General features: G+C 60.0%; 10 protein-coding genes. 6 read left to right on the top strand and 4 right to left on the bottom strand.

Annotated features, from left to right (window positions below):
• Positions 1–166: 166 nt before the first annotated feature.
• On the top strand, positions 167–1969 hold the full coding sequence (locus tag IP81_RS05520; protein ID WP_054106984.1) for a methyl-accepting chemotaxis protein: 1803 nt from the start codon (positions 167–169) through the stop codon (positions 1967–1969).
• A gap of 64 nt (positions 1970–2033) precedes the next feature.
• Here the strand turns inward: IP81_RS05520 and glpX are convergent, their stop codons facing one another.
• Positions 2034–3026 carry a class II fructose-bisphosphatase gene (gene glpX, locus IP81_RS05515; protein ID WP_082356005.1) on the bottom strand — a complete coding sequence of 331 codons (993 nt, stop codon included), beginning with the start codon at positions 3024–3026 and terminating at the stop codon, positions 2034–2036.
• 350 nt (positions 3027–3376) lie between these two features.
• Here glpX and IP81_RS05510 point away from each other — a divergent pair, with 350 nt between their 5' ends.
• Positions 3377–3703, top strand: coding sequence for a hypothetical protein (locus tag IP81_RS05510; RefSeq protein ID WP_197274533.1), 327 nt, complete (start codon positions 3377–3379; stop codon positions 3701–3703).
• Positions 3704–3720: 17 nt separating this feature from the next.
• Here the strand turns inward: IP81_RS05510 and IP81_RS05505 are convergent, their stop codons facing one another.
• Together IP81_RS05505 and IP81_RS05500 are read right to left on the bottom strand one after the other, a co-directional pair.
• The gene (locus IP81_RS05505) at positions 3721–5028 is read right to left on the bottom strand and encodes a homoserine dehydrogenase (RefSeq protein ID WP_054106982.1); all 1308 of its coding nucleotides are present in this window, start codon (positions 5026–5028) and stop codon (positions 3721–3723) included.
• 99 nt (positions 5029–5127) lie between these two features.
• Entirely contained in the window at positions 5128–6030 is a 903-nt protein-coding gene (locus IP81_RS05500; RefSeq protein WP_197274532.1) for a hypothetical protein, read from the bottom strand.
• Positions 6031–6377: 347 nt separating this feature from the next.
• Here IP81_RS05500 and IP81_RS05495 point away from each other — a divergent pair, with 347 nt between their 5' ends.
• The 4 genes from IP81_RS05495 (at position 6378) to IP81_RS05480 (ending at position 9021) form a co-directional block, all read left to right on the top strand.
• Positions 6378–7037, top strand: a complete 660-nt coding sequence (locus tag IP81_RS05495; RefSeq protein ID WP_054106981.1) for an energy transducer TonB — start codon at positions 6378–6380, stop codon at positions 7035–7037.
• A 76-nt stretch (positions 7038–7113) separates the two neighbouring features.
• On the top strand, positions 7114–7872 hold the full coding sequence (locus IP81_RS05490) for a MotA/TolQ/ExbB proton channel family protein (protein ID WP_054106980.1): 759 nt from the start codon (positions 7114–7116) through the stop codon (positions 7870–7872).
• A 122-nt stretch (positions 7873–7994) separates the two neighbouring features.
• Positions 7995–8525 (top strand): biopolymer transporter ExbD, encoded by a 531-nt coding sequence (locus IP81_RS05485; RefSeq protein ID WP_197274531.1) that lies wholly within the window; start codon positions 7995–7997, stop codon positions 8523–8525.
• Between the two features lie 58 nt (positions 8526–8583).
• The gene (locus IP81_RS05480; RefSeq protein ID WP_054106979.1) at positions 8584–9021 is read left to right on the top strand and encodes a biopolymer transporter ExbD; all 438 of its coding nucleotides are present in this window, start codon (positions 8584–8586) and stop codon (positions 9019–9021) included.
• A 247-nt stretch (positions 9022–9268) separates the two neighbouring features.
• Here IP81_RS05480 and IP81_RS05475 read toward each other — a convergent pair whose 3' ends face one another.
• Positions 9269–11683 carry a ligase-associated DNA damage response DEXH box helicase gene (locus IP81_RS05475; RefSeq protein WP_054106978.1) on the bottom strand — a complete coding sequence of 805 codons (2415 nt, stop codon included), beginning with the start codon at positions 11681–11683 and terminating at the stop codon, positions 9269–9271.
• Positions 11684–11690: the final 7 nt, after the last annotated feature.

Here is an 11690-nt window from a genome sequence, read left to right as displayed (position 1 = left end):
CCGTGCCTCCTCGCAATGGCGAGGGGCGCAATTGAAAAATAGGCTTTTATTGTAAGTCACACGCATTTTTACTAATCGGATTTTGCGAAAGTGCCCGAAACTCCGAAATTAACTGTACCTTGGTAACTATGCTGGCTGAAATTGGGCAGTATGGAACATATTTCGTATGATCAAGGACCAGACATCGCGCGGTGCCAAGCTGGTGATTGGCTTGCTCGTCTTGGCTATTGCTCTGGCGTCTCTGGGGGTGGGCTACATTCGCTTTGGCGGTCCGTTGCATCGCCATAACCTGCTGCAGGACGAATTGCTTGCCGACATCTTGCCGCCACCCGCATTTGTGGTTGAGCCCTATCTTCACGCGACGTGGATGCTGGCCGACCCTAACCATGCGGCAGAGGCGCTCACCGCGCTCAACGAGGAGCATGCACTATTCCTCCAGCGCAAGGCCTACTGGAAAGAGGCTCCTGTTCCGGAACAATTGCGCGATCAGGTGTCTGCCACCATCGGCACAGCGGATGCGTTCTGGACGGCACTTGATGCGCGCTTCATTCCCGCGCTCAAGGCGGGCAATGTTGATGCCATGCGCCAAGTCCACGCCGCAGAACTTACTCCGGCATACCAGCGGCAGCACGCCGCAGTTGCCCGCCTTGTCGAAAAATCAGGCGCATACCGCGCTGAGCTGATGGATTATGCCTATACTGTGGTCACATTCCTGATTGGTGGCTTTTTGCTTCTTGCCCTTACCGTCATTGGCCTGATCCACGCCGCTTCCCGCCTGATTCGTAACCGCGTTGTGGCACCATTGGTCGATACGGCTGAAACGATGCAACGCATGGCCGATGGTGATTACAGCGAAGTCGCCATTGCATCAGATCGCAATGACGAGATTGGCATCATGGCACGCGCGATGGCTGTTTTTCGCAGCAATGGCATTGCGCGGCAAACCGCAGCACAAGATCAGCAAGTCGTTGTGGCAGCGCTATCGGCAGGGCTTGATTGCATGGCACGGCAAAATCTGGAGTACCGTATCGAGCAATCCTTCCCCGAAGGCTACGAAGAGCTGCGTGTGAATTACAACACTGCGGTTGACGCGCTTGCATCAGCCTTGCGCACTGTGCGCGTGGGATCGGCCAGCCTTACCGCTGCGATTGCCGAAATTCGTGCAGCCAGCGATGATCTGGCTTTCCGCAACGAACAACAGGCATCCAGCCTTGCCCAAACCGCTTCGTCGATGAGCGAGGTTACCGCCAGTGTGCGCGACACAGCAGCTGGCGCGCGCAGCGTGCAGGAAACGATCAATGCCACGCACCGTCAGGCCAGCGAAGGCGGCGAAGTGGTGCGGCGCTCGGTCGAAGCCATGGCCGCGATTGAGGCATCGGCGCAGGAAATCAGCCAGATCATCACGGTGATTGATGGCATCGCGTTTCAAACCAATCTGCTTGCTCTCAATGCCGGTGTCGAAGCGGCGCGAGCAGGCGAGGCAGGCAAAGGCTTTGCGGTGGTTGCCACCGAAGTGCGCGCCTTGGCGCAACGCTCGGCGGAAGCAGCGCAGAATATCAAGGTCTTGATCGAGACGAGTACGGCGCAAGTGGGGCAAGGCGTCAGTCTGGTTGGCGAAACCGGCAAGAGGCTTGGCGGGATTGTTGATCAGGTTGCCGCAGTTGATGCGCTGATCATGCGCATTGCGCAGGCCGCTTGCTGCCAGGCGGAAAGCCTTGGCAGTGTGAACATGGCCGTCGCGGATATGGACCGGATGACGCAGGCCAATGCTGCGATGGTCGAACAATCGTCAGCTGCAACCCACAGTCTGTCGGCAGAGGCCGAACGCCTGACTCAACTCGTCTCCTCATTCCGCACGCGTGAAAAGAGGTCGCGCCCTACCCATGTGGCCAATCCCGAAGGTCTGCGGCGCAACTCTGCTCTGCAAAACGAACGTGCCGCGCCGCGCCTGGCGCTTGCCGCTGGCTGAAACAACAAAGCCCGGCGAACCTTGTCGGGTCGCCGGGCTTGTTTGTTCGTGGCTTTGAAAAGGATTAGCGGCCCCGGCGGTGTTCACCCTTAACCCAGCGCACGGTGCCTGATGAAGCGCGCATCACCACGCTCTCAGTCGTCATCACGCCGTCCTTCCGGACCTTTACGCCATCAAGCAGTGAACCATCGGTTACACCGGTGGCGGCAAAGATACAGTCGCCCTTGGCCAGTTCACTCAGGTCATACTGTTTGTTCAGGTCAGTGATGCCCCACTTGTAAGCGCGGCCCCGTTCATCGTCATTGCGGAACAGCAAGCGGCCCTTGAATTGACCACCAACGCAGCGCAGCGCAGCAGCAGCCAGCACACCTTCAGGCGCGCCGCCTGATCCCATGTACATATCGATTCCGGTATCGTCGTTGGTCACCGCGATCACGCCTGCAACGTCGCCATCGGGGATCAGCGAGATGCCGCAACCCAGTGCGCGCAATTCAGCGATCAGATTGGCGTGACGCGGGCGATCCAGCACGCACACAATGATATCGCCAGGTTCAACGCCCTTGGCCGCCGCCACGGCCTTGACGTTTTCGGTTGGCGATTTGTCCAAATCGATGATGCCATCGGGGTAGCCGGGGCCAACCGCCAGCTTGTCCATATAGACGTCCGGTGCGTTCAGCAGACCACCTTCTTCGGCCACCGCCAGCACGGCAAGCGCATTCGGACCAGCCTTCGCGGTGATGGTGGTGCCTTCCAGCGGATCAAGCGCGATGTCGATCTTGGGGCCACGGCCCGGTGCTGCGCCAACCTTTTCACCGATATAAAGCATAGGCGCTTCGTCACGTTCGCCTTCTCCAATCACAACGGTGCCGTCCATTTCCAGTTCGTTGAAAGCTGCGCGCATGGCTTCAACAGCCGCAGCGTCAGCGGCTTTCTCGTCGCCCCGGCCGATCAGGCGGGATGCGCCGATGGCGGCGGCTTCGGTCACGCGGACCATTTCAAGCACGAGAACGCGGTCAAGAACTTTTGATGGGGCGGGGTTTTTGGGCTGTTCGGTCACGGTGGCTCCCTATAGGTCTAAGCGGGCTTGATCACGCAGGCCGTATGTTCAGCCATTGTGCAGGGTCTAACCGGTAGTACCGGGTCGACGCAGGCCTTTGACTATGCAAACGTATGCGTGAACATCAATTTAAGACTGAGCAATAAATACGTGGCTCAAGTGACGTGGGTATGACCCAGAGTAGTAGACGTGAGGGCAGGGTCTTGTCGAGACAGAGAGTAACAGTTCTGGCCTGCATTGCGCTTCTTTTTGCTGCAATGCCGACGATTGCCCTTGGTCAGGCCGGCCCAGCGGCAGCTGTACAGGGGCCAACCCTGCCCGGAACTACCGCTCCCCAAGATGATGCGGCCATGTCGCAACGGCTGCTCACCGGCCGTCAAGCAGAACGCTGCCGTCCGATGCAGCGCGCCGATGGCACCATCGTCGTGTGTGGCGGCAAGGAAGCGAGCGAGAGGGAGCGTCTGCCCCTGCGCGGTGAAACCGACACTGCAAAATCAACCGACGATGGCAGACCGCGTGCGCCCAGCGTCTCGGGACTGCGTGATTGCAGCCGGGGTTGCATCGGCATGGGTAGTGCCCCTGCGCCAGTATACTACTTCGACATCAAGGCTTTGCCTGCCCCACCGCCGGGTTCGGACGCAGAACGCATCGCCAATGGTGAAATACCTGCGCCGTAATCGGGCGTAAACTGCGTTCAATCCCTCAGAATGTGCATGACCAAGGGTGCTTCGGCCAGCGCGGGTGACCCATCCAACAGGCGCAGCGCTTCTGTGATCGCGCTTTCTGGCCCTTCGTGAGTCACCATCGCCACCATCACTTGTGCATTGTCCGAATTGCCCTTTTGAATCAGGCTTTCGATCGAAACGCCCGCATCGCGCATAGCCGCGGTGATCTCGGCCAGCACGCCGGGACGGTCTGCCACGTTAAAGCGGATATAGGCCTTGCCCGTGCGGTGCCCCACATCGGCAGGCGCTGCATGATCCAGCTCGGCCACCGGGATTGAGAACGGCGCGCCGATATCGCCGCGTGCAATGTCGATAAGGTCCGCCACAACCGCGCTGGCGGTCGGACCATCACCTGCGCCTGCGCCTTGAAACAGCAGGCGGCCTACGAAGTTGCCCTCGGCCACCACCGCATTGGTTGCGCCATCCACGTGCGCCAGCGGGTGGTCGCGGTGGACAAGGTGCGGGTGCACGCGCTGGAACAGGCGGCGGTTGCCGTCTGCATCAATCTCGGTCTGCGCCATGCCGATCAGCCGGATGTAATAGCCGAGCGCATCGGCCTGCGCGATATCAGCCGCCAACACGCGGCGGATGCCGGTTGCCGCCACCGGCTTGAAATCTACCGCCGTGCCAAACGCTATAGACGAGAGAATCGCCAGCTTGTGCGCAGCATCGATGCCATCAATGTCAAAGCTCGGATCAGCCTCGGCATAGCCCTTGGCCTGCGCCTCTGCCAGCACATCGGCGAAGTCGCGCCCGGTATCTTCCATTGTCGAGAGGATGTAATTGCAGGTGCCGTTCAGAATGCCATAGACCCGCGCGATCTCGTTTGCGGCAACGCCTTCTTTCAGGCCCTTGATCACCGGAATGCCGCCTGCGACCGCCGCTTCAAACTTCAGCGCCACCTTCGCCGCTTCGGCTTTGGTCGCCAGTTCCACGCCATGATGCGCGATCATCGCCTTGTTTGCGGTCACCAGTGCCTTGCCTGCCTCAAACGTCGTGCGCGCTAGCGCCAGCGCAGGACCATCGGCCCCGCCAACCAGTTCAACCACCACATCGACATCGGGCCGCTCGCCCAGAATCACCATGTCGTCTTCCCACGCATAGCGCGAGACATCGAAGCCGCGATCTTTGGTGCGATTGCGCGCGCTGACCACGGTAATCTCGATAGGCCGTCCGGCGCGGCGCGCGATCAGGTCGGCATTGGCCTCGATCACCCGGATCACGCCGCCGCCCACTGTGCCAAGTCCGGCAAGTGCGATGCGCAAAGGTTCGCTCATATCTGTTCCGTCCGCCAAAATAGTCGCGCGGGCCTTAGGCGACAGGCGCGCCCGGGGCAACAGGGTGAAGTGGCCCCACAATCACTTCAGCGCATCACATCAGCGTATCACTGGCGCGCGGGTACGGCTGCATTCCCCCAGTTCGCGCAAAACAAAGGCATAGTCCTCTTCAGCAGCGCGATGCTCCTGTTCGCTGCCCGACAGCGCCGCGCCTTTGGGGATTGATCGCGGCAGGAAGCAGGCGAGGCGATACCAGGTCAGCGTATCGCGCATGGGCGGGCGCGCAGCCTGATCGACGATCTCCGACAAGCTGACCCCCCACGTCCGGTCCATGCCGGGGCGGCGTATTACGGACAACGAAACCGGCGCGCTGTTTTCGGTTTGGAGGAACAATTGCGTTTCGCCTTCATCAGCCAGATTGCCGGGCACAAACAGGACTTCGCGCAGCGCCATGATCCGGGGCGCTGCCTCGGCAGAAAGCAGTTCGGCCAGAATCGCGCGCACCCGCGCTTCAACGCCAGTCGTCCAACCGATTTGCGCGCCCCCGTCAACCAGTCGCAATTCGCCCGGCCGCCCCGCAACATTGCGCGCAAAGATCAGCATTTGCGCTTTGACCAGCTTTGGCAACTTGCCTTTGGCATCAAGCGGGATATCCGCCAGATAGCGCACAGCTTCTCCCATGGCCGGGCCAAATAGCAATGCGGTGGTGCGCGCTTCGATCAAAACCCGGGCTTGGCCGGGCTTCAACCCTGGCGCTTGTTCGGGTTTGAGGCGGGTTACTTTGCGCACTTGCACCCGTACAACCACTTCGGCTGAATCGGTCAGGCTGGCCAGATCGGCATATGTTAGATTGTCCGAAACAGCGGTTGCGCTTTTGATTGCAGCGGTGCCGCCTGCGCGAATCGCACCTTGTTGGGCGATTGCCGACGTTGCTGAAATGCTGCTCAGCAACCCTGCGATAACAAGGGTGGATAATGTGGATCGTGTTGCAGACGTGGTCATTTTTGCCTTTCCGGCAGCATAAGAGGGCGTCTCCATACTGCTATTTCCGTCAATTTCAGCCAGTGCAACCATGAATCGACAGTTAACGGATTAAAGCATTTGCGCGCCTTTGGCTTCGCCGTTAAGAATGCTCCTTGTTCGGGCAATCCAAAAACAAGCAGCCCGACGCTTGCCGCCGCCAACCCACCCGGGTTGCGTCGGTGGACCGGGTTGCCGGCAGGGTGGATTGAAATTTGCTGGATTGGCTTTCGCGCGGATCACCGATCTGTCGTGCTGGCCCCACTCTGGTTAGGGCGCGCACCCGCGTGCTCTTGGCCAAGGTGGACGATCAGGAGTATTGGAGCTGAATGGCATACGTTGACCAACAGATGAGCGGTAACAAGATCACCGCGCTCATCATCGTTGCGATCCTTCATGTCGTCATCGGTTACGCGCTGGTCTCCGGGCTGGCGAGCGAGGCGTACACGAAGGTGAAGGAGATAACCGCGGCGGTCAAAATCGAGGAAGAGAAGCCGCCGGAAGAACCGCCGCCTCCTCCCCCGAAGAATGACACGCCCCCACCGCCGGTCGTCGCGCCTCCGCCGCCGATCAGCTTTAACGCGCCTGCACCGCAAGTGCAGACAGTTAATGAGGCGCCACCATTGCCGCCTCCGCCGTCGCCGGTGGCTCTACCGCCGCCGCCTGCTGCACCGCCTGCTCCTCGGTTCCAACCCAAGGGCGCAGCGCCAAAAGGCAATCCAGGCAACTGGGCGACGTCGAATGACTACCCTTCGCGAGCACTTCGCGAAGAGCGTGAAGGCACAACAGGTTTCCGCGTAACAGTGGGTCCTGATGGCAAGGTTACGGATTGTCAGATCACCAGATCTTCAGGCAGCCCCGACCTTGACGAAGCGACATGCGCCAACGTTCGTCGCCGCGCGCGTTTTACGCCCGCAAGTGATGGTGATGGCAACCCGGCTTCGGGCTCATATTCGAACTCAATTCGCTGGGTCATTCCAAAGGACTGATTTAGCCGAACGGACACGAAAGCCCGTTCGACTGGCTTTCACGCACTTTGATTTGATTTGAAGAGGAAGACTCGCAATGTTCATCTACAACCTTGCCGCTGCGGCGACCAACGCTGCGCCAAAGAAGGCCTTCGGCCTGATGGAAGCACTGTTTCCGGATGGTAAGCCAAACTACATCGGCATCGCGACGCTCGTGATCCTGGGCGTCATGTCGTTCGGTTCGTTCTACATCATGTTCACCAAGCTGTTCGAACAGAACAAGATCCTCAAGCAGTACGCCAACATCAGCGCGTTCTGGCGTGCGCCGTCGCTGCGTGAAGGCGCTGCAAAGCTCGAAAAGAACAGCGCATGGCGCCAGGTTGTTGACGATGGCCTCAACGCCGAAGACCAGCACGGCAAGATGACCGATTCGATGGAAGCCCATGATTGGCTCCACGGTTCGCTCGCTCGCTCGGAAGCGTCGATCAACTCGATGCTTGCTGGCGGCCTGCCGTTCCTTGCAACCGTGGGCGCAACTTCGCCGTTCATCGGTCTGTTCGGTACCGTGGTCGGCATCTACAACGCGCTGATCGCCATCGGCCTTTCCGGTTCGGCATCGATCGACAAGGTGGCAGGCCCAGTGGGTGAAGCTCTGATCATGACCGCACTCGGTCTGCTCGTGGCTGTTCCCGCCGTGCTTGCCTACAACTGGCTTCAGGCACGCAACAAGAAGATCGCAGAACTGCTCTCGGGCTTCTCGACCGATCTGCTTGCGAACATCAATTCCAAGGGTGTCGTCAAGCCAGCTATCAAGGCTGCGCCTGCTGCTGCTCCGGCCGCTCCGGTCAAGAAGTAATTCTGTAACCTCTGGTCGGCGCTAGACGCCGACCTGTTCTACGCGGGGCTTCTGCCGGAGCCTCAACCCCACGGGGCAGGCTCCGGCAACTTCCGCGGATCAGAACAGATAGGATGTAACCCATGGCAATGTCTGTAGGCGGCGCTGGCGGTCAGGAACGCCCGATGTCGGACATCAACACCACGCCGCTCGTGGACGTGATGCTGGTGCTGCTGATCATCTTCCTTATCGCGGTGCCGGTCGCAATCCAGTCGATCGAAAAGCTTAAGGTCCCCATCCTTCCCAGCGAAGAATCGCAGGACAAGGTCGACAACCTGATGCTCTCGGTCGTCTCGACTGACGAGGCAGGCCGTAGCCCGAAGGAACCCGGATATGCAGGGTCTTCGCGCACTGGCCAATGCCGCGTCTATTTCAACAACTCGGTCCCGGTAGATAACAACGAGCTGTACCAGCAGGCTTTCAATCGGCTTGATTCGATTGTGAAGCGTGAAGGCGGCGCGGCAAATATGGATCCGGAACAGATCCCAGAAGTGCAGATCCGTGGTGACGTTAACGTGCCTTGGAAGTGTATTGCTGGGGCCATCTATAACGTCCAGATTGCTGGCTATCCAAAGGTCGGCTTCATCTCAACCCCGGTTGATCCAAACGGCTAAGTCCGCAAGGACTTAACCAAGTGCAGCCGGACCAGAGAACGAACAGGAGTACCTTAAGATGGGAATGAGCGCTGGATCCGATGATGGCCAGCCGATGATGGAAATGAACACGACGCCGTTGATCGACGTCATGCTCGTGCTCCTCATCATGTTCATCATCACCATCCCTGTGGCGACCCACGCGGTAAACATCAATTTGCCGCAACCACAGCCACCGTCGCCTAATCAAGTGATCGATCCGATCAAGAACAAGCTTGTTTTGACGACAACGAACGCGATTCTGTGGAACGGTGCGCCGATCACAGAAGGTCAGTTGGTGTCAATTCTGCAATCGACCCGGGCGATCAATCCCGAGCCGGAACTCCAGTTCCAGCCCGAGGAATATGCCAGCTACGAGATCACGAACCGCGTGATGAAGATCATCACCGATTCCAAGGTTTCGAAGTTCGGCTTCGTCGGCAACGAAAACTTCGCGACCTTCTCGAAAGCTCAATAAGCTTTCCAGAAAGTCTCGCGTTTTCCAGCCGCAAGGTTGCACAAAACACGAAAAGGGAGCGGCGTAATCCGCTCCCTTTTTGCGTGGGGGCCTCAACCAGCGCCTCGCCACCAACCTCCATCCCATCCACCTTCGTCATTGCGAGCCCCGCGCAGCGGGGAGAAGCAATCCAGCCCGGTGCTCACCAACTCGGGATGGATCCACCCGCAATACCAACTTGCAAACGCGCGCGTCAGTCCAGCAACGCTCAATCCGCCCGCATCGCCGCTGCTGCAAGGCTCTCGGCCTCCAGCAGCATCTCATCATCCGCTGCCCCCGCAGGCAGTGTTTCGCGCCCGATCATCACCAGCACCGGCACAGCCAGCGGTGACACGCGGTCCAGCTTTACATGGACCAATTGCCCCGCTGCACGATCCAATAGATCACCCAAACGCCCAACATCGGTCATCCGCGCGCGCGCATCAGCCCATGCAGCTTCGATCAGCAGATGATCGGGCTCATACTTACGCAACACGTCATAGATCAGGTCGGTCGAAAACGTCACTTGCTTGCCCGATTTGCGTTTGCCGGGGTGTTGGCGTTCAACCAATCCCGAAATCACCGCCACTTCGCGAAACGCCCGCCGCAGCAAGTGCGATTCCTGTACCCATTCCACGAACTCGTCCGTGAGAATATCGGGCGAGAGCAGCGGCACCGGATCATCCACCGCGCGCGCGCCCCACACCGCCAGGGCATAGTCATTGGCGACAAAGCCCAACGGCATCATCCCGCGCTCGTTCATCCGCCGCGTGATCAGCATCCCCAGCGACTGGTTCGCGTTCCACCCCTCGAAGGTGTAGTAAACCGTGTAATGCCGTCCGTTGTGCGGGAAACTCTCCGCCAGCAAATCACCGGGGCCGGGCAAGCGGCTGCGCCAGTCCTGCATCTCCAGCCATTCACGCACATCATCGGGAAAGCGCGCCCAACCGGGACGATCCACCATCAAAGCCCGCACACGCTCGGAAAGATGCGTAGTCAGCGGCAGACGCGCACCGTTGTAACTCGGGATTTGGCCCGGTTTCTTGGCCGCACGCACGATCAGGTCGAGATCGCGCACGCCCTCCACTTCCAGATCCATCCCGGCAAAACGGATCGTATCGCCGGGTGAAAGCGAGGCACCAAAGCTTTCCTCGACTTTGCCAAGGCTCCGACCGTTGCGGAAGCGCACCTCCAGCATCTCGGAATCAATGATGATCCCCGCGTTCAGCCGGTGCCGCGCGGCGTGTTCAGGATGCACCAGCCGCCACATGCCCTGCTTGTCCCGCACAATCCGCTTGAACCGGTCATAGGCGCGCAGCGAATAGCCGCCCGTCGCCACGAATTCGAGCACACGGGTCCACAGCGCCGCATCAATCCAGCGATAGGAATAGGACGAGCGCACCTCTGCCAGCAGCGCGGCTTCATCGAACGGCCCGGCACAAGCACAAGCCATCACATGTTGCGCCAATACATCCAGACCTCCTGCGCGGAAATCCTCACCATCGCGCTGCCCGTCTTCAACCGCCTCCTGCGCGGCAAAAGCTTCCAAAAATTCAAAGCGGTTGCCCGGTACCAGCAGCGCCCTGCTCGCACAATCCAGCCGGTGATTGGCGCGGCCTATGCGTTGCAGCAACCGCGACGAGCCCTTGGGCGCACCCATCTGCACCACCAGATCGATGTCGCCCCAGTCCACCCCCAAATCGAGGCTGGCCGTACACACCAGCCCGCGCAGTTCCCCTCGCGCCATCGCCCCTTCAACCTTGCGCCGCGCCTCTTTGGAAAGCGACCCATGGTGGATGCCGATGGGCAGCTTGTCGTCGTTCACGTCCCACAGCAGTTGGAAAATATACTCGGCCAGAAACCGTGTGTTGGTGAAGATCAGCGTGGTCTTGTTGGACTTGATCGCCTGATACAACTGCGGCACCGCCCACGCCGCCGCATGCCCGCCCCACGGCACGCGCTGGTCCTCAGGGTGCAGGATCGAAACCTGGGGCGGCGCGCCCACCTCGCCTAGTACCAACCGCACCGAAGCTGCATCGCCCTGCGGCCCCAGCCAGCGCCGAAAGTCATCCGGATCCGCCACCGTTGCCGACAATGCGACCCGCTGCATATCAGGCGCAATCGATTGCAGCCGTGCTAGCGAAAGCGCTACCAAATCACCCCGCTTACCAATAGCCAGCGCATGTACTTCATCAACTATCACCCGCTTCAACCCGGCAAACATCGTCGCTGATTCGGGATAGCTGAGCAGCAGCGACAGCGATTCTGGCGTGGTCAAAAGCACATGCGGCGGCTTGGCCCGCTGCCGCGCCTTGCGGTCCGACGGTGTATCCCCGCTCCGCGTCTCGACCCGCACTTTCAGGCCGATGTCATCAATTGGCGTCAGCAGATTGCGCTGCACATCATGCGCTAGGGCTTTCAGCGGCGAAACGTAGAGCGTGTGCAGCCCATCACCCGGCGGTGAATCGCCTGCAAAATCGGCCAGCGTTGGCAGAAATCCCGCCAGCGTCTTGCCCGCCCCGGTATCGGCCACCAGCAATGCGTGATCGCCCGCCCGCGCCGCCGCCAGCATATCCCATTGATGCTGCCGCACGCGCCAACCCCGCTGCGCAAACCAATCAGCGATGGAGGAAGGAAGCGTCATCGCTCTT

Origin of the sequence: Novosphingobium sp. AAP83 (assembly GCF_001295795.1) — a bacterium.
Taxonomy (GTDB): domain Bacteria; phylum Pseudomonadota; class Alphaproteobacteria; order Sphingomonadales; family Sphingomonadaceae; genus Novosphingobium.
Note: the sequence above shows the minus strand (reverse complement) of the source record. Positions and strands in the feature narration are given on the sequence as shown.

Coding starts and splice junctions, on each gene's coding strand:
- IP81_RS05505 (WP_054106982.1), bottom strand. CDS start 5,028: ATGAGCGAACCTTTGCGCATCGCACTTGCCGGACTTGGCACAGTGGGC.
- IP81_RS05500 (WP_197274532.1), bottom strand. CDS start 6,030: ATGACCACGTCTGCAACACGATCCACATTATCCACCCTTGTTATCGCA.
- IP81_RS05495 (WP_054106981.1), top strand. CDS start 6,378: ATGGCATACGTTGACCAACAGATGAGCGGTAACAAGATCACCGCGCTC.
- IP81_RS05480 (WP_054106979.1), top strand. CDS start 8,584: ATGGGAATGAGCGCTGGATCCGATGATGGCCAGCCGATGATGGAAATG.
- IP81_RS05475 (WP_054106978.1), bottom strand. CDS start 11,683: ATGACGCTTCCTTCCTCCATCGCTGATTGGTTTGCGCAGCGGGGTTGG.
- IP81_RS05520 (WP_054106984.1), top strand. CDS start 167: ATGATCAAGGACCAGACATCGCGCGGTGCCAAGCTGGTGATTGGCTTG.
- IP81_RS05510 (WP_197274533.1), top strand. CDS start 3,377: ATGTCGCAACGGCTGCTCACCGGCCGTCAAGCAGAACGCTGCCGTCCG.
- IP81_RS05490 (WP_054106980.1), top strand. CDS start 7,114: ATGTTCATCTACAACCTTGCCGCTGCGGCGACCAACGCTGCGCCAAAG.
- IP81_RS05485 (WP_197274531.1), top strand. CDS start 7,995: ATGGCAATGTCTGTAGGCGGCGCTGGCGGTCAGGAACGCCCGATGTCG.